This window comes from Paraburkholderia aromaticivorans (assembly GCF_002278075.1).
Classification (GTDB): Bacteria; Pseudomonadota; Gammaproteobacteria; order Burkholderiales; family Burkholderiaceae; genus Paraburkholderia; species Paraburkholderia aromaticivorans.
The window spans coordinates 2,775,184-2,796,463 of sequence record NZ_CP022990.1 but is presented as its reverse complement, the minus strand read 5'-3'; the positions used below and the strand labels follow the sequence as shown (position 1 = coordinate 2,796,463).

At 65.9% G+C, this 21,280-nt stretch carries 18 protein-coding genes; 5 read left to right on the top strand and 13 right to left on the bottom strand.

Annotation, left to right across the window (positions count from 1 at the left end):
* Positions 1–12: 12 nt before the first annotated feature.
* Positions 13–1,182: a bifunctional 2-methylcitrate synthase/citrate synthase gene (gene prpC, locus CJU94_RS32080; protein WP_095422545.1), complete on the bottom strand. Its 1,170-nt coding sequence runs from the start codon at positions 1,180–1,182 to the stop codon at positions 13–15.
* Positions 1,183–1,372: 190 nt separating this feature from the next.
* Between prpC and prpR the strand changes: the two genes are divergently transcribed.
* Positions 1,373–3,364, top strand: coding sequence for a propionate catabolism operon regulatory protein PrpR (gene prpR / locus CJU94_RS32075; RefSeq protein WP_425272219.1), 1,992 nt, complete (start codon positions 1,373–1,375; stop codon positions 3,362–3,364).
* Here prpR and CJU94_RS32070 read toward each other — a convergent pair.
* The 11 genes from CJU94_RS32070 to CJU94_RS32020 all read right to left on the bottom strand — a co-directional run bounded on the left by CJU94_RS32070 (position 3,321) and on the right by CJU94_RS32020 (position 15,897).
* Positions 3,321–3,731 carry a helix-turn-helix domain-containing protein gene (locus CJU94_RS32070; RefSeq protein ID WP_095422544.1) on the bottom strand — a complete coding sequence of 137 codons (411 nt, stop codon included), beginning with the start codon at positions 3,729–3,731 and terminating at the stop codon, positions 3,321–3,323. The two genes, prpR and CJU94_RS32070, sit on opposite strands and share 44 nt — an antisense overlap.
* The gene (locus CJU94_RS32065) at positions 3,728–4,897 is read right to left on the bottom strand and encodes an NAD(P)/FAD-dependent oxidoreductase (RefSeq protein WP_095422543.1); all 1,170 of its coding nucleotides are present in this window, start codon (positions 4,895–4,897) and stop codon (positions 3,728–3,730) included. The genes CJU94_RS32070 and CJU94_RS32065 overlap by 4 nt, the downstream gene beginning before the upstream one ends.
* Positions 4,894–6,300, bottom strand: a complete 1,407-nt coding sequence (locus CJU94_RS32060) for an FAD/NAD(P)-dependent oxidoreductase (RefSeq protein WP_095422542.1) — start codon at positions 6,298–6,300, stop codon at positions 4,894–4,896. Before CJU94_RS32060 ends, CJU94_RS32065 begins: the two co-directional genes overlap by 4 nt.
* Positions 6,285–6,599: a (2Fe-2S)-binding protein gene (locus CJU94_RS32055; RefSeq protein WP_095422541.1), complete on the bottom strand. Its 315-nt coding sequence runs from the start codon at positions 6,597–6,599 to the stop codon at positions 6,285–6,287. Before CJU94_RS32055 ends, CJU94_RS32060 begins: the two co-directional genes overlap by 16 nt.
* The gene (locus tag CJU94_RS32050) at positions 6,596–8,440 is read right to left on the bottom strand and encodes an ABC transporter ATP-binding protein (RefSeq protein ID WP_095422540.1); all 1,845 of its coding nucleotides are present in this window, start codon (positions 8,438–8,440) and stop codon (positions 6,596–6,598) included. The genes CJU94_RS32055 and CJU94_RS32050 overlap by 4 nt, the downstream gene beginning before the upstream one ends.
* Positions 8,440–9,390: an ABC transporter permease gene (locus CJU94_RS32045; RefSeq protein WP_095422539.1), complete on the bottom strand. Its 951-nt coding sequence runs from the start codon at positions 9,388–9,390 to the stop codon at positions 8,440–8,442. Before CJU94_RS32045 ends, CJU94_RS32050 begins: the two co-directional genes overlap by 1 nt.
* Entirely contained in the window at positions 9,387–10,340 is a 954-nt protein-coding gene (locus CJU94_RS32040) for an ABC transporter permease (RefSeq protein ID WP_095422538.1), read from the bottom strand. The genes CJU94_RS32045 and CJU94_RS32040 overlap by 4 nt, the downstream gene beginning before the upstream one ends.
* A gap of 79 nt (positions 10,341–10,419) precedes the next feature.
* On the bottom strand, positions 10,420–12,036 hold the full coding sequence (locus CJU94_RS32035) for an ABC transporter substrate-binding protein (protein ID WP_095422537.1): 1,617 nt from the start codon (positions 12,034–12,036) through the stop codon (positions 10,420–10,422).
* Positions 12,037–12,115: 79 nt separating this feature from the next.
* Positions 12,116–13,390: an NAD(P)/FAD-dependent oxidoreductase gene (locus CJU94_RS32030; RefSeq protein ID WP_095422536.1), complete on the bottom strand. Its 1,275-nt coding sequence runs from the start codon at positions 13,388–13,390 to the stop codon at positions 12,116–12,118.
* A 68-nt stretch (positions 13,391–13,458) separates the two neighbouring features.
* Positions 13,459–14,127 (bottom strand): haloacid dehalogenase type II, encoded by a 669-nt coding sequence (locus CJU94_RS32025; RefSeq protein ID WP_095422535.1) that lies wholly within the window; start codon positions 14,125–14,127, stop codon positions 13,459–13,461.
* Positions 14,128–14,418: 291 nt separating this feature from the next.
* Positions 14,419–15,897: an aldehyde dehydrogenase family protein gene (locus CJU94_RS32020; protein ID WP_095422534.1), complete on the bottom strand. Its 1,479-nt coding sequence runs from the start codon at positions 15,895–15,897 to the stop codon at positions 14,419–14,421.
* 290 nt (positions 15,898–16,187) lie between these two features.
* On the opposite strand from CJU94_RS32020, the gene CJU94_RS32015 reads away from it, so the two are divergent.
* The 4 genes from CJU94_RS32015 to CJU94_RS32000 all read left to right on the top strand — a co-directional run bounded on the left by CJU94_RS32015 (position 16,188) and on the right by CJU94_RS32000 (position 20,121).
* Complete coding sequence (locus CJU94_RS32015; RefSeq protein WP_095422890.1) at positions 16,188–17,060, top strand: GNAT family N-acetyltransferase; 873 nt, start codon at positions 16,188–16,190, stop codon at positions 17,058–17,060.
* A gap of 5 nt (positions 17,061–17,065) precedes the next feature.
* Positions 17,066–17,992 (top strand): 2-hydroxyacid dehydrogenase, encoded by a 927-nt coding sequence (locus CJU94_RS32010; RefSeq protein WP_095422533.1) that lies wholly within the window; start codon positions 17,066–17,068, stop codon positions 17,990–17,992.
* Between the two features lie 180 nt (positions 17,993–18,172).
* The gene (locus CJU94_RS32005) at positions 18,173–19,570 is read left to right on the top strand and encodes an aspartate aminotransferase family protein (RefSeq protein ID WP_095422532.1); all 1,398 of its coding nucleotides are present in this window, start codon (positions 18,173–18,175) and stop codon (positions 19,568–19,570) included.
* 53 nt (positions 19,571–19,623) lie between these two features.
* Complete coding sequence (locus CJU94_RS32000; protein WP_011491802.1) at positions 19,624–20,121, top strand: Lrp/AsnC family transcriptional regulator; 498 nt, start codon at positions 19,624–19,626, stop codon at positions 20,119–20,121.
* Positions 20,122–20,256: 135 nt separating this feature from the next.
* Here CJU94_RS32000 and CJU94_RS31995 read toward each other — a convergent pair whose 3' ends face one another.
* Positions 20,257–21,216 (bottom strand): LysR substrate-binding domain-containing protein, encoded by a 960-nt coding sequence (locus tag CJU94_RS31995; RefSeq protein ID WP_095422531.1) that lies wholly within the window; start codon positions 21,214–21,216, stop codon positions 20,257–20,259.
* Positions 21,217–21,280: the final 64 nt, after the last annotated feature.

Here is a 21,280-nt window from a genome sequence, read left to right as displayed (position 1 = left end):
CTTCAAACGCCCTCAAACACGCTTTGCGAGCGGCACGAACGGCAGATCATCAGGTCCGGTGTAATTCGCGCTCGGACGGATGATCTTGTTGTCGATGCGCTGCTCGATGATGTGGGCGCTCCAGCCGGCCGTGCGGGCGATCACGAAGAGCGGGGTGAACATGGCCGTGGGCACGCCCATCATGTGATACGAGACCGCGCTGAACCAGTCCAGATTGGGGAACATCTTCTTCGCCTCCCACATCACCGACTCCAGCCGCTCGGCGATGCTGAACAGCTTGGTGTTGCCCGCTTCCTTCGAGAGCTTCTTCGCGACTTCCTTGATGACCTTGTTGCGCGGGTCCGAAATCGTGTAGACCGGGTGGCCGAAGCCGATCACCACTTCCTTGTTCTCGACGCGGCGGCGGATGTCCGCTTCGGCTTCGTCGGGCGTCTGGTAGCGCGACTGGATCTCGAACGCGACTTCGTTGGCGCCGCCGTGCTTCGGCCCGCGCAGCGCGCCGATCGCGCCGGTGATGGCCGAGTAGATGTCCGATCCCGTGCCCGCGATCACGCGGCCCGTGAAGGTCGACGCGTTGAACTCGTGCTCGGCGTACAGGTTCAGCGACACGTGCATCGCGTCGACCCACGCCTTGGACGGCTCCACGCCGTGCAGCAGATGCAGGAAGTGGCCGCCGATCGAATCGTCGTCGGTTTCGACTTCGATGCGCTTGCCGTTATGCGAATAGTGATACCAGTAAAGCAGCATCGAACCGAGCGAGGCCATCAGCTTGTCGGCGATGTCGCGCGCGCCCGGCAGGTTGTGGTCGTCTTTCTCCGGCAGCACGGTGCCGAGCACCGACACGCCGGTGCGCATCACGTCCATCGGATGCGCGGCGGCCGGGATCCATTCGAGCGCGGCCTTGACGTTCGCGGGCAGGCCGCGCAGCGCCTTGAGCTTGGTCTTGTAGGCGGTGAGTTCGGCCTGGGTCGGCAGCTTTTCGTGGACCAGCAGGTAGGCGATTTCTTCGAATTCGCAGGCACCCGCGATATCGAGAATGTCGTAGCCGCGGTAATGCAGGTCGTTGCCAGTCTTACCGACCGTGCAGAGCGCCGTGTTGCCGGCCGTCACGCCGGACAGGGCGACGGATTTTTTCGGTTTGAACGCGCCTGTGTTCGGCGTGCTGTTATCTGCTTCGCTCATGACTTCGTCTCCAGATGCATGGGGGGATACTTTTCACCGCATCTCAAAACGCAAAGAACGGGCCAGCTGCACCCACACGGGCTAAGTGCCTGATTTAACGAAAAACTTTCGCCCGCACCGGATTGCACTCGATTTCAGAAATGAAATGTGAATTTCAAATTGGAAATGGATGCGCGCATAATAGGCGGACATGTCCAGCCCCGCCGCGAGCCGCCCCGCCTTGAGCACACCTCTTTTCGAACCGGCCCAGCGCCCCCGCATCTGGGCGCTCAGCATCAGCCGCCTGCGCGATCTGTTTTTCGATATCGCCGGCGAATACGTGGAACGCGCGGACCTGCGCATCGTCTCGCACGGCTTCGAAGACGCCGTGCGAGAAGTCGAGGCCGCGGGCACGGGTCGTCCGGATGTCGTGATCGCCGGCGGCTCGAACGGCGCGTATCTGAAGAACCGCGTGTCGGTGCCGGTCGTGCTGATCGGCCCGACCGGTTTCGACGTGATGCACGCGCTCGCGCGCGCGCGCCGCGACGGCGCGAAGGTCGCGCTCGTCACGCACGGCGAGACGCCTGACGAAGTGCGGCGTTTCACGGCCGCCTTCGCGCTCGACGTCACGTTCGCGTCCTATCAATCGGCGCAGGACGCCGAGAGCCTGGTGCTCGATCTGCGCGATCGCGGCATCGACGTGGTGGTCGGCCCCGGACTCGTCACGGATCTCGCCGCCAACGCCGGCATGGGCGCGGTGTTTGTCTACTCGCGCGCGTCCGTGCGCGCGGCCTTCGACACCGCGCTCGAAGTCGCCCAGGCCACCCGCCGGGAAACGGTTCGGCGTCAACGGCTCGACAACCTGCTGCAGCATCTGCGCGACGGCGTCGTCGCGCTCGACGCGCAAGGCCGCGTCGAAGCGATGAACCAGCGCCTTGCGAGCGTGCTCGGCCTCGACGCGGCGCATGCGGTGGGCCGCGTGCTGCTCGAACTCGCGCCCGATCTCGCGGGCAGCCTGCCGGACGCGGACGGCGACGCATTCTGCACGGTGCGTGGCGCGAGCTATGTCGTGCATCGCGGGCCGCTGGCGAGCAGCGGCTCGGCGGCGGGCACCGTGCTGACGTTCCAGGAATCGCGCGCGGTCGAACGGCTCGACCGGACCTTGCGCTCGCGCCAGCGTGTGCAGCAGTTCAGCGCGCGTTACCGCCTCGACGATATCGTCGGCAAGTCCGAATCGATGGAACGGGTGCGCACGCTCGTCAAGCGCTATGCCCGCTCGGATGCCACCGTCCTGATTCTCGGCGAAAGCGGCACGGGCAAGGAGATGGTCGCGCAGAGCATGCATCAGCTGAGCGCGCGGCGCGACTTCGCGTTCGTCGCGATCAACTGCGGCGCGTTTCCCGAGGCGCTGCTGGAGAGCGAGCTGTTCGGCTACGAGGAAGGCGCGTTCACCGGCGCGCGCAAGGGCGGCAAGGCGGGGCTGATCGAAGTGGCGCACCGCGGCACGCTGTTTCTGGACGAAATCGGCGAGATGCCGCTGTCGTTGCAAAGCCGGCTGTTGCGCGTGCTGCAGGAACGCGAAGTCGTGCGTCTCGGTTCGACGGAGCCGACGCGGGTCGACATTCGCGTGGTCGCGGCGACCCATCGCGCGTTGACCGAGGGCATCGAAGCAGGCAGCTTTCGCGCCGACCTCTACTACCGGCTCAACATTCTGAGCATCGCATTGCCGCCGTTGCGCGAGCGGCCGACCGACCTGCTGCCGCTCGCCGTGGAACTGCTGCTGCAGGCCACGGCGCGTGAACCGAGGCTCGCGGCGCGTCTGCCGGACGCGGCCGCCGCCGAACACCTGCTCGCCGCGCTCGACGAACCGCTCAAACGTTACGCGTGGCCCGGCAACGTGCGTGAACTGCAGAACGTGATCGAACGGATCGCGGTGGAACTCGCCGACGCGGACGCGATTCCCGCAGGCGCCACCGAAGCCGCCTTCACCCGCGACATGCTGCGCACGGTCGCCCCCGAAATCGTCGAACCGCACGCGCGCGCGAAAAAGGCCGCGTTATCGTTGCGCGAGCGCAGCCGTCACGTGGAAACCGACGAAATCCGCGCCGCGCTCGCCGCGCACGACGGCGACCGCGACGCGGCCTGCGAGGCGCTCGGCATCAGCAAGACGACCTTATGGCGGAAGCTGAACGCGGCGCAGTAGCCGCGCCGCTCGAACTGCCGGCGCCGCCATGCCGCGCCGCGTTGGCGGCGGCGCGCGCGATGAACATGCTGGGCGTCATGCCGCAGCAGCGCTTGAAATGGCGGCCGAAGTGGCTTTGGTCGAAGAAGCCCACTTCGGTCGCGACGACCGAGCCCGGTACGCCTTCGAGCAACAGCGTCTGCGCGCGCTGAATCCGCAGGCCGCACAGATAGCGGTACGGCGACGATCCGTACTGCTGCCGGAACACGGTGGCGAAACGCGACACGCTGAGCGCGGACAGCGCGGCGAGTTGCGCGAGCGTCACCGGTTCGTCGAAATGGGCTTCGATGAAAGCGCGGGCGGCATTGAGGCTGATGGACTGTTTCATGACGTCACGATGGTCGAGCGAGGCGCCGGTTGTTTCGCGAAACGCCGGATGGAAAACGGGTCGAGAGGAATCGGCGTGCTGCCCGTATCGACCAGTTCGGCGAGCGTCTCGCCGACGCCGGGGCCGATCTGGAAGCCCGAACCGCTGAAGCCGAACGCGTAGAACAGGCCGTCGACCTGGCCGCTCGGACCGATCACCGGCTCGCTGTCGGGCAGATAGCTTTCCACGCCGCTCCAGACGCGAATCACATGCAGCGGCGCCAACGCGGGCACGAGCCGGCGCATCTGCGCCAGTTGCCGCACGGTGTTGACCGGCAGGACGGAGGCGCGGCTCGTCACGGCGTCGGCGGGTCCGGCGGGACCGCCGCCGACGATGATGTTGCCGCGCGGAATCTGGCGGAAGTAGATGCTCTCTTCCTTGATCGACGTGAACACGCCCATCGACGATTTGAACACGTAGGGCACCGGCTCGGTCACGCACATTTGCGGACCGCGCGCGGTAAGCGGCACGGGTTCGCCGAACTGCTCGGTGAGCCGGCTCGCCCACGCGCCCGCGCAGATCACGAGCTGCGCGGCCCAGTAGACATCGCCGCCCGCGCTCTCCACGCGAAACCGGCTCGCGTCTTTTTCCACCCGAACGATCTCCGTGCCCTCGATCACCTGCGCGCCGCGCCGCGCCGCCGCGCGCCCGAACGCGGGCGCGGCGAGGCGCGGGTTGGCGTGGCCGTCGAGCGGCGAGATCGAGGCCGCCAGCACCTCGCGGCCCAGAAACGGGAATCGCCTGAACATGGCTTCGCCGTGCAGCACGTCGAGTTCGAGACCGTAGGCGCGCGCGTCGATTGCGTATTGATCGAAATTCTCGACATCTTTCTCGTGGTAGCACACACGCGTGTGACCCGACGGCAGAAACTCGACGTCCTCGCCGAGCAGTTCCGCCGCGCGTTGCCATGTGCGCAGCGCCCGGTTGGCCATCGCCAGTTGCGGCAGCGCGCGGCCTTGCCGGCGAATGCCACCGAAGTTCACGCCGCTAGCCTGCTGGCCGGTCAGCCCGCGTTCGAGCAGAATCACCGAGCGGTTGCGCTGACGCAGGAAGAACGCCGTCGTGGTTCCCATGATGCCGCCGCCGATCACGATCACATCGGCTTCGTTGCGGGTCGTCGCGCTCATTCCCTCACCTCGCTGCTCACCTCGCCCATCACTTCAGCGCCCGCCTCTTCGGTCAGCGCCACCGGCAGCGGTTTGACCGGCGCCTGGCCGCGCAGCCGTCCCACCGACGCCAGCGGCACGCATGCCGCGGCCGCGATGATTTCCGCCCCGGCGTGGCCGCAATAGCGCCCCTGGCAGCGGCCCATGCCGACGCGCGAAAACGCCTTCGCGCGATTGGCTTCCCGCGCGCCGGTCGCGCTCACCACGCGGCGCAATTCGCCAGCGGTGATCGCTTCGCAACGGCAGACGATCGTTTCGTCCGGCAGCGACGCGGCGAATTTCGCCGGCCACGGGAAGGCTTCGCGCAAGCCCGCGGCAAACCGCGAGAAGCGCACGAGTTCGGCACGCAAGGGTTCCACGCCGTCGACCGCCATGCCGTGATCCTGCATCGCGGCCAGCGCGGCGAGACGGCCCGAGCGTTCCGCCGCGTCGGCGCCGCGCACCCTGGCGCCATCGCCCGCCAGATAGACGCCCTTGATGCTGCTGCGGCCGTCGGCGTCGATTTGCGGCAGCCACTGCCGGGCGTCCTCGTCGAACAGGAAGCGGCAACCCGCGAGGTCCGCGAGTTGCGTCTCGGGACGCAGGTGATAGCCGAGCGCAACGGCATCGCAAGCCAGTTCGAGACGCTTGCCGCCGGGCAGCGCGAACTCGACCGCGCTCACGCCGTCTTGCGGCGAGCCTTTGATCTCCAGGGGCTGCACGCCGCGATGAACCGGTACACGCGCCGCGGCCAGCACGCGCGTCAACGCGATACCTTTTCTGAGCGCGGCGGGAATCGCCAGCAGGCGCGGCAACGCGGCCACGCGCTGTATGAAAGTCGACGTATCGAGCACCGCCGCCACCTGCGCGCCCGCCTTCACGTACTGCGCGGCCACGAGGTACAGCAGCGGACCGCTGCCCATCATCACGACGCGCGAGCCGATCGCGCAGCCTTGCGATTTCAGCGCGACCTGCGCGCCGCCGAGGCTATAGGCGCCGGCCTGGTGCCAGCCCTTGACGGGCATCAGCCGGTCCGTCGCGCCGCTGCAGACGATCAGCGCGTCGAATACGAGCGTGCGGTAACGCGTGCCGCTCACCAGATGCAAGGTGTTCGGCGAGATGTTCCAGACCAGCGTTTCCGGCAGATAGTCGATTTTGCTTTTCAACGCGTCGAAGCTCTGATGCAACGACTCGGCGCGCGCGGCCTCGGTGCCATAGAGCGTCTCGTAGCTGCGCGAAAACCCGTCCGGCTGACGTCGATAAATCTGCCCGCCGTCGCGCCGCCCTTCGTCGACCACCACGGGCCGCAGCCCCGTTTCGACCAGCGCCTCAGCCGCGCGTACGCCCGCCGGCCCGGCCCCGATGATGGCTACACGCGGGGCCATACACCCTCCGCGGCTTGCGCCAGACTGGTGACGATCGACATGCCGGGCATGGCGGGCGTACTGCAGGCACGCAGGCGCTCGCCTTGCGCGGTCCACACCCAGCAGTCCTGGCAGGCGCCCATCAGGCAGAAGCCCGCGCGCCGGCCGTCGCCGAATTCGGAATCGCGCAGCGCGCCCACGCCGGTGAGCAGCGCGACCATCAGCGTGTCGCCTTCGGCGGCTTCGCGCACCACTCCGTCCACGGTAATCGGAAAGGTTTTGCGGCCGGCTTCCGCGACGCGCACAAATCGTCCGCTCATGCCGGTGTCGCCTCCACGCTCTGCAGACGGTTCAGTTCGGCGGCCGGATGGTGGCACAGAATCTCCGCGCCCGACGGCAGCTTCTTCAGCGAGGGCGGCGTCACGTTGCACTTGCCGTCGATCCGCACCGGACAGCGCGCGCGAAACGAGCACAGCTCGGCAATGTCCGCGCTCTCGCCCATCGCCGGCAAGGCGGTGGCGACGATGTCACGGCGCGCGTCGAGCCAGCCGGGTTTGAGCGCCGGCACCGAATCCACCAGCAGACCCGTGTACGGGTGATACGGCGGCGCGGCGAGCACGTCGCGCTGCCCTGCTTCCACGCGATGCCCCGCATACAGCACGATCACTTCGTCGCAGATCGCGCGCACCGTCGAAATATCGTGGCTGATGAACATGTACGACACGCCCAGTTCGCGCCGCAGTTCGGCGAGCAGATCGAGGATCGCCGCGCCGACCACCGTGTCGAGCGCGGAGGTCACCTCGTCGCACAGAATCAAGGCGGGATCGGCGGCGAGCGCGCGCGCCAGATTCACACGCTGCTTCTGCCCACCGGAGAGACCGGCCGGCGTGCGGGTGGCGATGGCGGCCGGCAGCTTCACCAGATCGAGCAGTTCCAGCATGCGCTTTTTCGCCGCCGACCCACGCAGATGGTGATAGAACGCGAGCGGCCGGGCGAGGATATCGGCGATGGGGTGGCTCGGGTTCAACGCCGTGTCGGCGTTCTGGAACACGATCTGGATCTGCCGGTACTGCTCCGGCGTGCGGCGCGAGAGTTGCGCCGGCAGCGGCTGGCCGTTGAACAGCACCTCGCCGCGCGCCCGGTCGACGAGACCCGCCACCACGCGCGCGAGCGTGGTCTTGCCGGAGCCGGATTCGCCGATCACGCCGAGCGTGCTGCCGCGCGGGATCGACAGACTGACGTCGTCCAGCACGCGCACGGCGGGCACGCCGTCGCGGTCGACGCGGCCATAGCCCGCGGACAGTCCGCGAATCTCCAGCAGCGGCGGCACGTGTTTGCCGAGGTTCTTCGGCAACTCCAGCACCGCTTCCGGACGGCGCGTGGCGGCCAGCAGCTGGCGCGTGTAGGCGTCCACGGGCGCGTCGAGCACTTGCGCGACCGCGCCGTTTTCTTTCACCGCGCCGCCGTTCAGGACGACGATGCGGTCCGCCATCTGCGCGACCACCGCCAGATCGTGCGAGACGTAGACGGCCGTGGTGCCGAGTTCGCGAATCACCTTCTTGAAGGCCGCGAGCACTTCGATCTGCGTGGTGACGTCGAGCGCCGTGGTCGGCTCGTCGAACACGACGACGGCCGGATCGGTGATCAACGCCATGGCCGCCATCAAACGCTGCAACTGGCCGCCGGACACCTGGTGCGGATAGCGCTCGCCGATGGTTTCCGGCGCGGGCAGCGCGAGCGAGCGGAACAGCCCGATCGCTTTGAGGCGCGCCGCCTCTTTCGTCATCAGGTGATGCAGCAGCGCCGGCTCGGTGACCTGATCCATGATCGTGCGCGCCGGATTGAAACCGGCCGCCGCGCTCTGCGCGACATAGGCGACGGTGCGCGCGCGCAACGCGCGGCGGCCCTTCGCGTCGAGCGACAACACCTCGACCTCGCCGATGCGCACCGACCCGCCGCTGATCGCACAGCCCGAGCGCGCATAGCCGAGCAGCGACAACGCGATGGTGGTCTTGCCCGAACCGGACTCGCCGATCAGCGCGAGCACTTCGCCCTTCTTCACCGAAAAATCGACACCCTTGACGATCTCCGTCACCGGCCCCGGCGCCGCACCCGCGACGACTCTCAGGCCCCTCACTTCGATCATGTCCCGCTCAGCCATCACGCACCTCCGTGGCTACGGCCGCGACGCCGCAGGTTGTCGATCAGCAGATTCATGCCGATGGTCAGCGTCGCAATCGCGACGGCGGGCATCAGCACGGCGGGCGCGCCTTCCGACAGGCCGCCGATGTTCTCGCGCACGAGCGAACCCCAATCGGCGTTCGGCGGCTGCACGCCCAGACCCAGGAAGGAGAGCCCGCTTAGCAGCAGCACGATGAACACGAAGCGCAGGCCGAAATCGGCAAGCATCGGATGAATCATGTTGGGCAGCACTTCGACCCGCGCGATATAGAAAATGCCTTCGCCGCGCGCCCGCGCCACCTGCACGTATTCGAGGCCCATCAGGTTCACCGCGAGCGAGCGCGAGATCCGGAACGCGCCGGGAATGTAGGCGAGCGCTGCCACCGTGGTCAGCATCGGAATCGACGAACCGAACGCGGCGATCACGACGAGCGCGAGCACCTTGCTCGGAATCGAAATCAGCGCGTCGAACAGACGGCTCAGGGTTTCATCGACCCAGCGCCCCGACACCGCCGCGAGCAGGCCGAAGAACGTGCCGATCACACTGGCAAGGACCGCCGCGGCCAGCGCGAGGCCGACCGTGTAGCGCGCGCCGTAGAGAATCCGGCTGAGCATGTCGCGGCCGAGATAGTCGGTGCCGAGCGGATACGCCGCGCTATAGCGGCCGAAAATTTCCGTCGAGGTCAGCGCGCCGCCCTTGTACGGTGCGACGAGCGGCCCGATGAACGCGACCAGCAGCCAGAACGACACCATCAGCAGGCCGATCAGGCCGAGTATCGAGAAGCGGTGCACGAGGCGTTTGAACACGCCGTGTTTCAGCGCCTGCGCTTCTACAGGCGCGGGCTCGACGACCAGTTCGTCACGGCGCACGTCATACAGCTCCGTGCCGGCGTGAGGAATATGGTGGGGATTGGTAGGTTGGCTCATCATCGACGCAGCCTCGGGTTGGAGACGATTTGACACAGGTCGGCGATCAGCACGAGCGCCAGATACGCCGCGCAGAAGACCATCACGCAGCCTTGCACGAGCGGCATGTCGCGGTTGGTCACCGCGTCCACCATCAGGCTCGCGAGGCCCGGATAGTTGAAAATCGATTCGACGATCACCACGCCGCCGAACAGGTACGAGAGGCTCAGCGCGACCGCGTTGGCAATCGGCCCGATGGTGTTCGGCAACACGTGCCGCCACACCACGCGCACCGGCGAGGCGCCCTTGAGCAGGGCCATTTCCACGTACGACGAATTGAGCTGATCGAGCACCGCGGCGCGCGTCATGCGCGCCATCTGCGCGACCAGCACGCAGCACAGCGTCATCACCGGCATCGCGTAGATGCGCAGCAGCGCGCCGAACGAATGCACTTCGGACAGATACGACAGTGCCGGCAGCCAGCGCAGCTTCACGGCGAAGATCAGCACGGCGATCGTCGCGATGAGGAATTCCGGCACGGCGACGGTCGAGAGCGTGAGCACGTTGAGCGTACGGTCGAGCAGCGAGCCGCGAAACATCGCCGACGAAATGCCGATCGTCAGCGCCACGGGCACCGAGACCAGCGCCGTCAGACCGGCCAGCACCAGCGAGTTCGGCAGGCGCGTCGCAATCAGGTGGCTGACCGGCAGATTGTTAGACAAAGAGGTGCCGAAGTTGCCGCTGACCACATGCAGGAGCCACACGAAGTAGCGTTGCAGCGCCGGCTGGTCGAGGCCGAACTGATGCCGCAAGGCGGCGACGGCTTCGGGGGTCGCCGCCTGGCCGAGCGCCTGCTGGGCCGCATCGCCGGGCAGCAGCCCGGTGATGGCGAACACGACTGCCGACACCAGCAGCAGTGTGAGCAGCGCGAGGCCGAGGCGCGCGGCGATGAGACGTTGCGCATGGGCTTTCATCGAGAGTCGCCTCCTCAGTTGAAGCTGCGCGCCGCTCGAGCAGCGGCGCGCGTGTTGCGGGGTGTGCCCTGAATCCGGCTCAGGTTTCGAGCCAGACGTTCTCCGCGAACATGAAGCCCATCAGGCCGGCGAGCGGAATCGAGCCGAGGCCCTTGAGCTTGTCCGTGTACGCGTCGAGCGAACTCTGGAACAGAGGAATACCGACGCCGCCGGTTTCATGCACCAGCACCTGCATGTCGCCGTAGATTTTTTTGCGTTTGGCGTCGTCCGGTTCGCCGCGCGCCTGAATCAGCAGTTGGTCGAACTTCGGGCTTTTCCAGTTCGCTTCGTTCCACGGTGCGTCCGACTTGAAGAACTGCGTGAAGATCACGTCGGCGCTCGGACGCGCATTGACGTTGCCGAAACCCAGCGGATGCTTCATCCAGTGGTTCGACCAGTAGCCGTCGGCCGGCACGCGCGACACTTGCAGATTCAGACCGGCTTGCGGCGCGACCTGCTGCAGGAACATCGCCATTTCAACCGAGCCTTCGGCCGCCGGCGACGCGAAAATCTGGATCGGCGCGCTGCCCACCTTCGCCTTCTGGAAATGGAACTTCGCCTTGTCCGGATCGAAGGCGCGTTGCGGCAAGCCGGCCAGGTAGTACTTGTTGGTCGGATCGATCGGCTGGTCGTTGCCGATGGTGCCGTAACCCTGGAAGATCGCGCGGCGCATCTGCTCGCGGTCCTGCAGGTACATCATGCCACGCCGGAAATCGTCGTTGCCGGTAATGCCGCCTTCGTCGCGCACTACGAGGTCGGTGTACAGGCCGGTCTTCGTTTCCAGCACCGAGAAGCCGCCCGCGCCCTTGATCTGGGTCGTGGAACGCGGGCTCACCGCGTTGATCAGTTGCACGTCGCCGGAGAGCAGCGCGTTCACGCGCGCCGATTCGTCGCCGATGCCGATCAGTTCGATTTCGTCGAGGTGCGGCATGCCCGGCTTCCAGTACTTCTCGTTTCGCACGCCGACCGTGCGCACGCCCGGGGAGAATTCCTTGACCTTGAACGGGCCGGTGCCGATCGCCGTTTTGAAGTCCTTGGTGCCGTCCTTGATGATCTGGAAATGCGAGGTGGCGAGAATCACCGGCAGATCGGCGTTCGGACCTTCGAGCGTGATCGTCACTTCGTTCGGGCCCGTGGCCTTCACTTCCTTGATCTGGTCGGCCAGCGTCTTCGCTTTGGAGGCGGTGGCCGGGTCCTTGTGGCGCATGATCGAATACACCACGTCGGCCGGCGCGAGCGCTTTGCCGTCGTGGAACTGCACGCCGCTGCGCAGCTTGACGACCCACACGGTGGCGTCTTTTGTATCCAGCGACGTCGCCAGCGACATCTTCGCGCCGAGATGCGAATCGAGTTCGGTCAGGCAGTTGTAGAACATGAAGCCACGGACATAGTCCGTACCGAGCGCGCCCTTCGCGGGGTCGAGCGTGTCGGCCGCGGAAGCGGATTGCGTCGCCACACGGATCCTGCCGCCCTGCTTCGGTTTGGCCTGCGCGAGCGCCGCGCCGCTTGCGGTGAGCAAGCCGGCGCCCGTGACCGACATCATGCCGGCCGCGGCCATCGCGCGCAGCACGCCGCGACGCGACGCGCCTTTGGCAGTCAATCGCTCCAGCTCGCTTCCGAGTCCAAGAGCGCCATGTTGCGAGTTTTCCTTATTCATCGAACTTCTCCGCGAGGTGAGCAACGAGGTTAAGCAGGCATGGCTGCGTGGTTTTAACTGCCAATCGAACAACGAACGATCAATAAAAAATGTCTTTGATGCGGTAGTACGTCCCCACCAGCGGCAGGAACCACGGCTTGCCGGTGTGGCCGGGAATCGCGGGCCACTCGGACTCGCGCCACGGATTGCGGTCTTCGCGGCCGTCCATCACGTCGGCCATCACCTGGCCCATGTGCGTCGACATCTGCGTGCCGTGGCCGCTGTAGCCCATCGAGAAATAGACGCCGTCGTGCTGCCCGGCATGCGGCAGACGGTCGGCGCTCATATCCACCAGACCGCCCCAGCAATAGTCGATGCGCGCGCTCGCGAGCATCGGGAACATCGAAGCGAGCCCTTCCTGCAGGATGCGTCCGCTCTTCGCATCGGACGGCCGTTCGGACGCCGTGAAGCGCGCGCGGCCGCCGAACAGCAAGCGCGAATCGGGCGTCACGCGGAAGTAGTTGTGCATCAAACGCGTGGTGGTGTACGCGCGCCGGTTCGGAAACACTTGCGCCAGCAAGGCCGGGGCGACGGGTTCCGTCACGACGATGAACGAACCGACCGGTGCGAGGCGCCTGCGATACCAGCCGAACGGGCCATGCCGCGACGGGCCGGTTGCGATCAGCACCTGCTTCGCGCGCACTTCGCCGCGCGCCGTGGTGATCCGGAAGCCGCCGCCGTCTTTCGCAATGGCGGTGACGGCCGCGTTCTCGTACAGCTTCGCGCCGCGGCGCACCGCCGCCTCCGCGAGGCCGACCGTGAACTTGCCCATATGCATCTGACCGCCGTGCCGTTGCAGCAGTCCGCCGTAAAAACTGTCGGACTGGATTTCGCTGCGGATACGGCTGCGGTCGATCAGTTCGATATCCGTATCGACCGCACGGCGAATCGCTTCAGCCGTCTTCTCCAGATGCGCGAGGTGATGCGGCTTGGACGCGAGTTTCAGCTTGCCGGTCGCCATGTAGTTGCAGTCGATGTTTTCCTCGCGAATCAGGCGCTCGACCGTATCGACCGCATCCGAGAACGCGCGGTAGCAGGCGCTCGCCCGCTCCACACCGAGTTGCGCGACCAGCGCGGCGAAGTCCTGCGCGACCCCGGTATTGACCTGCCCGCCGTTGCGCCCGGACGCGCCGCCGCCGATGCGGCCCGCGTCGAGCACGCTCACCGCGGCGCCGCGCTTGCCCAACGCCTGCGCCGCCGACAACCCGGTAAAGCCGCCGCCGATCACCACCACATCGGTCTGGCCGTCGACCGGACCCTCGCACGCCGAAAGCAGGGGCGGCGCGGTGTCGAGCCAATAGGAATCGAGCTTCATCCGGTGGGTCCTTGTGATGGGCAATGAGCGAGGCGGCGGGCAGCGTTAGCGCGTGAACGAACCCGCGCTTACAGGCCGAGTTCCGAAGCCAGATGCGGAATGTCGTTGACCTCGTAGTACTGGTAGTACGGCGTCGACGGTTCGTGGCCGCGCTTGACGAAAACCTTGTGCTTGATGCCCAGGTCGTGCGCGGTCATCAGGTCGTAGCGCAGGCTCGACGACACGTGCAGCACGTCTTCCGGGTTGCAGTTGAGCTGGTCGAACATGTATTCGAAGCCTTGCATGCGCGGCTTGTACGACTGTGCCTGCTCGGCCGTGAAGACCTTGTAGAACGGCGCGCCGAGCTTGTCGACGTTGCTCTGGATCTGGTTGTTCGAAGCGTTCGAGAGAATCACCAGCTTGTACTTCTTCGCCAGACGGGCGACGCCTTCCGGCACGTCCGGATGCGGACCCCAGGTCGGCACGGCTTCATAGATGCTTTGGGCACCCGCTTCGTTGAATTCGACGTTCATACGCTTGCAGGCGCGGCGCAGCGCGTTGACCACCACATCGCGGTACGGCTTCCATGCACCGAGCACTTCGTCGCGACGATAGCCCGAGTAAAACGCGACGAGCTTTTCCAGGTCTTCGCCGTTCAGCAGGTGGCCGTACTGTTCGCGCGTCATGTCGGCCATGTGGAATTTGGTCAGCGTGCCGTAGCAGTCGAAGGTGATGTATTTCGGTTCGAATTCGATCATGGTGCAGTCCTATCGTGATGGTGAGCCCGCTGTCGGAGCTCATTGGCAAAAACAGCAGCTATCGTGCTTGGGATCGGAGTCAGTGTTTTGCAGCCACTCCGATCGACAGGAAAAGCGCATTCCTGTGAAAGATTTAATCAGCGCAAAAACATAGATGTTCCTGATTAGGGCGCTGCCGGTGACACAAACAATGCGTTTTTGAGGCCGCTGACAGCACAGAATGCGGCGATCAGGCGTAACCCTTATCCCTGTTGGGTTTGCGGCCGTTCACACGCGGCGGCCGGGGCCTGCTCAGGGCCGCAGGTCGATCAGCACGCTCTTGAAACGCAGGTTGGCCTCGTAGGCCTGGCGGCCCAGATCCTTGCCGATGCCGGAGCGCTTGTAGCCGCCCGTGGGGATCATGAAGTCCGAGGTGCGGCCATAGCGGTTGACCCACACCGTGCCCGCCTCGAGCCCGCGCACGAAACGCAGCGCGCGGCCAAGGTCGGCGGTATGCACGCCGGCCGCGAGGCCGTACTCGGGATGCTGTGCGAGCGCGAGCGCTTCTTCTTCGGTATCGAAGGTCTGCAGCGTCAGCACGGGCCCGAAGACTTCTTCGCGTACCGCTTCGGAGTGCGCCGTGACGTTCGTGAGCAAGGTGGGCGCGTAGAACGCGCCGTCCGCGCCGCCGTCGGCCCTGACGCCGCCGTAGCGCAGCGTCGCGCCGGCTTGCAGCGTGCGTCCGACGATACCTTCGATGCGCGCCGCCTGCGGCGCCGAGATGATCGGCGAGAGCGTCGTGCCCGCGGCCCATGTCGCGCCGGGCTTCAATTCGGCAAAGAACTTGCCGATCCGTTCGGCCAGCGGCTCGGCGAGGCTGCGCTCGACCAGCAGGCGCGAGCCCGCCACGCACACCTGCCCCGCGTTGCCCGTGATCGCGCCGGCGATGCGGCGCGCCACGTCGTCCAGACGCGGCGCGTCGGCGAACACGATTTGCGGGCTCTTGCCGCCCAGTTCCAGCGTGACCGGCTTGGTGCCGCTGTTGGCGCACGCCGCCATGATCGACGCGCCGGTGCGCGTGGAGCCCGTGAAGGTGACCTTGCTGATCTTCGGATGGCGGACCAGTTCGTCGCCGGTCACGCGGCCATCGCCCTGGATCACATTGAAGATGCCCGCGGGCACGCCCGCCTGCACGGCGAGTTCGGCGAGCCGCAAGACCGAGAACGGCGTCATCTCCGACGGCTTGAGCACCACCGCATTGCCCGCCGCCAGCGCCGGGGCGATCTTCCACGACGCCATGACGAGCGGAAAATTCCATGGCGCGATCGCGCCGATCACGCCGTAGGGCTCGGCGATCGTCATGCCGAGATGATCGTGATCGGTGGCCGCCACGTCGCCGCCCAGCTTGTCGGCGAACTCGGCGTAAAAGCGGATGCCCTCGGCGGTGAACGGCACGTCCCAGCCGATCGCCTGCGCGATCGGACGCGTCGAACCGAGTGCTTCCAGGCGGCCGAGCGTCGGCGCGTCGGCTTCGACCAGTTCGGCGAAACGGCGCAGAATCTTCGCGCGTTCGCGCGGCGCCATGCGCGCCCAGCCACTGCGTTTGAATGCCTGCCATGCGTTTTCGACCGCGCGGTCCACCATCGCGGCATCGGCGAGCGGCACCGACGCGTACACCACGCCGTCCGATGGCCGCGCCACCTCGATGCGGTGCCCGCCCGCCTCGACATATTCACCGCCGATGTAATGGCCGCTGCGAATCGCGACGTCGTCCGGATTGAAGCTGTCCATGAGAGAGGTTTCCTGTGTGACTGGCTGGGGGTCCCGTGCGGCGCGGCCTGGACCGCCGCCGCCATGACGAAATCGTAGAGCCGGGGGCGTGGCATATGTCGCCGACAAAAATCGCCGCGCAGCAGAACCCACCTGTAATGCGCGCCCAGACCTGGCGTTTTGCATCGAATCTGGCTGCGGCTCGTTCCGGAGCCCGCGATAAAAAGATCGTCCTAGTCATGTCGCGCACCGGATGACAAAGTGACGGCGTAAGCCTTCAGTCAATCAGGGAGTACGGCGTGTCCGATTCGATTACCGATTCGATTACCTATAGACGCTTCACCCTCGAGGACATCGCCGCCGCTCACGCGTTGACGGTCGAACTCAAATGGCCGCATCGGGCGGACGACTGGAGATTCGTGGCGCTGCTGGGCGTGGGTTTCGTCGCGCAAGACGCGAGCGGCGTGATCGGCACCGCCCTGTGCTGGAAATACGGCGCGGAGCATGCGTCGCTCGGCATGGTGATCGTGTCGCCCGCGCACCAGGGGCGCGGCATCGGCAGGACGCTGATGGAACTGCTGCTGGAAGAACTGGACGGGCGTGTCACCTTCCTGCACGCCACCCCCGCTGGCCAGCCGCTCTATGAGAAGCTCGGTTTTCGCGCGATCGGCACGCTCGACCAGCATCAGGGTGCGGCGTTCCAGCCGCCGCTCGTGTCCTTGCCGCCCGGGGAGCGCTTGCGCCCGCTCGGGTCGAGCGATACCGCGCGGCTCGTCGAACTGGCGTCGCGGGCGAGCGGCCTGGACCGCGGCGAGGTGTTGCCCGCGCTGCTGGGCGCCGCCGACGGCATCGCGCTCGACCGCGACGGCGAATTGATCGGCTTCGCCCTGTTCCGCCGTTTTGGGCGCGGCTTTGCGATCGGTCCGGTAGTCGCGCCGGACTCGGAAGATTCCAGCCGCGCCAAGGCGCTCATCAGCCACTGGCTGGCGCTGAACGAAGGCGTGTTCGTGCGTATCGACACCCCGGCCGACAGCGGTCTGACCGAGTGGCTGGAACAACTGGGCCTGCCGCGCGTGGACTCGGTCGTCAAAATGGTCCGCCCCGTCAGGCCCGGTGAGCCCGCGAACGGCGGACAGGATACGCATTACCTGCAATACGGCATCATCAACCAGGCAATCTGCTGACCATCATGGCCTTCCTCTATAAAGCCGACCCGGCGCGCGGCGCCCAGTGGGCGACCCTCTTCGCGCAGAAAGCGCCGGAATTGCCGTTTCATATCTGGCCCGATCTCGGAGACCCGGCCGCGATCCGCTATCTCGCCGCCTGGCAACCGCCTGAAGATCCGACCCGCACCTTCCCTAATCTGGAAGTGGTGTTCTCGGTCGGCGCCGGCATCGATCAGTTCGATCTGTCGGGCGTCCCGGACCACGTGCCGGTGGTGCGCATGATCGAACCGGGTATCGTGGAAGGCATGGTCGAATACGTCACGCAGGCTGTGCTGACCATTCATCGCGATCTGTTCGATTACGGTCTCCAGCAACAACAGCAGCTCTGGTGCGAGTTGCCGCTCAAGCCGGCCAGTCAGCGTCGCATCGGCGTGCTCGGCCTCGGCGTATTGGGCACGGCGGTGCTGGAAAGGCTGCGCCTGTTCGGCTTTCCTTGCGCGGGATGGAGCCGCTCGGCGCGCGACATCGAAGGCGTGGACTGTTATGCGGGCGAAGGCGCACTGGATGCGTTTCTCGCGCGCAGCGATATCCTGATCTGCCTGTTGCCGCTCACGCCCGCCACCCGCGGGCTGCTCGACGCGCAGCTGTTCGCGAAGCTGCCGCGCGGCGCGTCGCTGATTCAAACCGGGCGTGGTCCGCATCTGAATCAGCAGGATTTGCTGGCCGCGCTCGACAGCGGTCAGTTGCACAACGCCATTCTCGACGTGACCGATCCCGAGCCGCTGCCCGCCGGCCATGCGTTGTGGACGCACCCGCGCGTGCGCGTCACGCCGCATATCGCGAGCGCGACGCGCCCCGACACCGCTGTCGACGTGGTGCTGGAGAATCTGCGCCGCCATCGCGCCGGCTTGCCGATGCTCGGCCAAGTCGACCGCGCTCAAGGCTATTGAGCGTGGCGCAGGGCGCCCACCGTGCGACGCGGCTTTTCAGCGGCCGCAGCATAAAATGCTGAGGCTGCGCATCAAAACGCGTCGCGCGCGCTTTTCAGGCAATTGTTTAGGTGAGCAGGCAATCGCCGCTGATCAGTAGTATGGGACGGTCAACAGCCCCTTCCGCGACGAGAAACCATCATGCCGATTCAATCGCTCATTGAAGCCGACCGTAAGCATCTGATTCACCCGGTCATCAACTACCGCGCGCACGAAGCACGCGGCGTCACCGTCCTCGAGTCCGCCAGCGGCGCGTTTCTGCGCGACGCGGCGGGCAACGAACTGCTCGATGCGTTTTCCGGACTCTGGTGCGTGAATGTCGGCTACGGCCAGCAGAGCATTGTCGAGGCCGCCACCGCGCAGATGCAGAAACTGCCCTACGCGACCGGTTATTTCCATTTCGGCTCCGAGCCGGCCATCGAACTCGCCCAAAAGCTGGTCGAGGTGTCGCCCGCTTCGCTGCAGCACGTGTACTTCACGCTCGGCGGTTCCGACGCGGTGGATTCGGCACTGCGTTTCATCACGCATTACTTCAATGCGACGGGGCGCGCTTCGAAGAAGCACATCATCGCGCTGCAACGCGGCTACCACGGCTCGTCGACGACCGGCGCCGGCCTGACCGCCCTGCCCGCGTTCCATCGCAACTTCGATCTGCCGCTGCCGAACCAGCATCATCTGCCGTCGCCTTACGCTTACCGCAATGATTTCGCCGACGACGCGGCGCTGATCGCCGCCTCGGTGGCCGCGCTCGAAGCCAAGGTGGCCGAACTCGGCGCGGATAACGTCGCCGCGTTCTTCTGCGAACCGATCCAGGGCTCGGGCGGCGTGATCGTGCCGCCGGTCGGCTGGCTCACGGCGATGCGTGAAAGTTGCCGCAAGCTGGGCATTCTCTTCGTCGCCGACGAGGTCATCACCGGCTTCGGCCGTACCGGTCCGCTGTTCGCCTGCCAGGGCGAAAACGTCGAGCCGGATCTGATGACGGTGGCCAAAGGACTGACCGCGGGCTATGCGCCGATGGGCGCGGTGCTGATGTCGGACGAAATCTATCAGGGCATCGCGGACAGCGACGCCGAAGCGGTGGTCGGTCACGGCCATACGTATTCGGCGCATCCGGTGAGCGCGGCGATCGGCCTCGAAGTGCTGCGCCTCTATCACGAAGGCGGGTTGCTGGCGAACGGCGTGGCGCGCTCGCCGCGTTTCGCGCGCGGGCTCGACGCGCTGCTCGCGCATCCGCTGGTGGGCGATTCGCGCCACCGTGGCCTGCTCGGCGCGCTCGAACTCGTCGCCGACAAGGACACCAGGGCGGGCTTCGACCCGGCCTTGAAACTGTCTGAGCGGATCGCTGCCGCCGCGTATGAAAACCGGCTGATTTTCCGCGCCTTCGGCGACAACATTCTCGGTTTCGCACCGGCGCTCTCGTACACGGAGGCCGAGTTCGATCTGATGTTCGAGCGGCTCGAAAAGACCCTTGACGACGTTCTCGCACAAGCCGACGTGCGCGCCGCGTTGAAGGCCAAAACTCATGCCACCGCATGCTAGAGTAGAGGGCCACCTGAGCCCCTTACATTGATCGCCGGAGCGATAACGTTACGATGAGCAGCGACTGCAAGCTAGACCGGATTGACCTGCGCATACTTTCCCAGTTGCAGAAGAAAGGCCGCATAACCAACGTCGAGCTTGCCGACGCGGTCGGCCTTTCGCCCAGTCCTTGCCTGATCCGGGTCAAGCGTCTGGAGAAAGCCGGCTACATCATCGGCTACGGCGCGCAGATCCAGCTCGAAAAGCTCGGCGACGTGCAGATCGTTTTCACCGAAGTCACGCTCGCCGATCATCGGCGGGAAGACTTCATCAAGTTCGTGAATGCGATCCGCGACGTCGACGAGATCGTCGAGTGCCATCTGGCGAGCGGCGGCTACGACTATCTGCTGAAGTTCGTCACGCGCAGCGTGAGCCATTACCAGAGCATCGTCGAAGGGCTGCTGGAACGCGACATCGGTATCGAGAAGTACTTCAGCTACGTGATCATCAAGTCGCCGTTCGTGAAGAGCCACTACCCGCTCGAAACGCTGTTCTCGCAGAATCATCACTAGGCCGTATCGGCAAGCTGGCTTGATCGGCTCAGCATGAACGAACATGAGCATGTCGAAGACGACGAAATCGTGTTTGGATAAGACGGGATCATCGTGCGCGCGATCCGCGAAAAATAGGCGTAAAGCGCCGAGCGATTAGAGACGCTCGGCAAATCCGGCTATGTCCACCCCGGCCCCGCCGTCGGCCGGCGGACTCCACTGCGCAAACTCCTCGCTCAGAAAGTCGACGCACACCCGCACCTTCGCCGATTGCGCGAGCCGTGCCGGATACACCGCCCACAGATTCGCCGGCTGCGTGACCTCGGGCAGCACCTGCTGCAACTGGCCGCTTTCGAGCAGCGGCCGCACATCCCACATGGAACGCAGCACGATGCCGCGCCCGGCCAGCGCCCATTGCACCGCCACCTCGCCATGATTGGTCGACAACGGTCCCGTGACCTTGATCGAGACCGTCTCGCCACGCACGCTCAGACGCCAGAGCCCGAATGGATGGTCGCGCTCCTTGATCGCCAGACACGCATGCGAGGACAGTTCGGCAAGCTGGCGCGGCGCGCCATGCCGCGCGAGGTAGCCGGGCGACGCGCACAGCACGCGATGATTCGACGCAAGCCGCCGCGCGATCAGATGCGGCGCGATTTCGTCGCCGATGCGCACATCCAGATCGAAGCCTTCACCGCCCACATCGACGAGACGGTCGAACAGGTCGAGGCGCACGCTCAATTGCGGATAGCGCTCGGAAAAGCGCGCGAGCGCGGGCGCGACGAAACGGCGGCCAAAGCCGAAGCTGCTGGAAATGCGCAGCTTGCCGCCGGGAATGCGGCGCGTGGTGGAGACGTCTTCGACCAGTTGATCGACATCGTCGAGAATTTTTTCGGCCCACGTGTAGACGCGCTCTCCCGCTTCCGTGATCGCGACGCGGCGCGTGGAACGGTGCAATAAACGCGTACCGAGCGTAGTCTCGAGCACGTTGATGCGTTTGCTGACGTACGCCGCGGACACCGACAAGGCCTCCGCCGCCGCACTGAAACTGGACTTGCGCGCGACTTCGCAAAACACGCGCAAGTCGCCGAGATCGGGTGATGGGGCGGCGTTCATAGGCGAATGGAGGGCATAAGTTTGTACACGAATCGTGCACAGTGGCTTAACTAAAGCGACTATT

Coding starts and splice junctions, on each gene's coding strand:
- prpC (WP_095422545.1), bottom strand. CDS start 1,182: ATGAGCGAAGCAGATAACAGCACGCCGAACACAGGCGCGTTCAAACCG.
- CJU94_RS32030 (WP_095422536.1), bottom strand. CDS start 13,390: ATGAAGCTCGATTCCTATTGGCTCGACACCGCGCCGCCCCTGCTTTCG.
- CJU94_RS32070 (WP_095422544.1), bottom strand. CDS start 3,731: ATGAAACAGTCCATCAGCCTCAATGCCGCCCGCGCTTTCATCGAAGCC.
- prpR (WP_425272219.1), top strand. CDS start 1,373: ATGTCCAGCCCCGCCGCGAGCCGCCCCGCCTTGAGCACACCTCTTTTC.
- CJU94_RS32025 (WP_095422535.1), bottom strand. CDS start 14,127: ATGATCGAATTCGAACCGAAATACATCACCTTCGACTGCTACGGCACG.
- CJU94_RS32040 (WP_095422538.1), bottom strand. CDS start 10,340: ATGAAAGCCCATGCGCAACGTCTCATCGCCGCGCGCCTCGGCCTCGCG.
- CJU94_RS32045 (WP_095422539.1), bottom strand. CDS start 9,390: ATGATGAGCCAACCTACCAATCCCCACCATATTCCTCACGCCGGCACG.
- CJU94_RS32005 (WP_095422532.1), top strand. CDS start 18,173: ATGCCGATTCAATCGCTCATTGAAGCCGACCGTAAGCATCTGATTCAC.
- CJU94_RS32010 (WP_095422533.1), top strand. CDS start 17,066: ATGGCCTTCCTCTATAAAGCCGACCCGGCGCGCGGCGCCCAGTGGGCG.
- CJU94_RS32035 (WP_095422537.1), bottom strand. CDS start 12,036: ATGAATAAGGAAAACTCGCAACATGGCGCTCTTGGACTCGGAAGCGAG.
- CJU94_RS32055 (WP_095422541.1), bottom strand. CDS start 6,599: ATGAGCGGACGATTTGTGCGCGTCGCGGAAGCCGGCCGCAAAACCTTT.
- CJU94_RS31995 (WP_095422531.1), bottom strand. CDS start 21,216: ATGAACGCCGCCCCATCACCCGATCTCGGCGACTTGCGCGTGTTTTGC.
- CJU94_RS32000 (WP_011491802.1), top strand. CDS start 19,624: ATGAGCAGCGACTGCAAGCTAGACCGGATTGACCTGCGCATACTTTCC.
- CJU94_RS32020 (WP_095422534.1), bottom strand. CDS start 15,897: ATGGACAGCTTCAATCCGGACGACGTCGCGATTCGCAGCGGCCATTAC.
- CJU94_RS32050 (WP_095422540.1), bottom strand. CDS start 8,440: ATGGCTGAGCGGGACATGATCGAAGTGAGGGGCCTGAGAGTCGTCGCG.
- CJU94_RS32060 (WP_095422542.1), bottom strand. CDS start 6,300: ATGGCCCCGCGTGTAGCCATCATCGGGGCCGGGCCGGCGGGCGTACGC.
- CJU94_RS32065 (WP_095422543.1), bottom strand. CDS start 4,897: ATGAGCGCGACGACCCGCAACGAAGCCGATGTGATCGTGATCGGCGGC.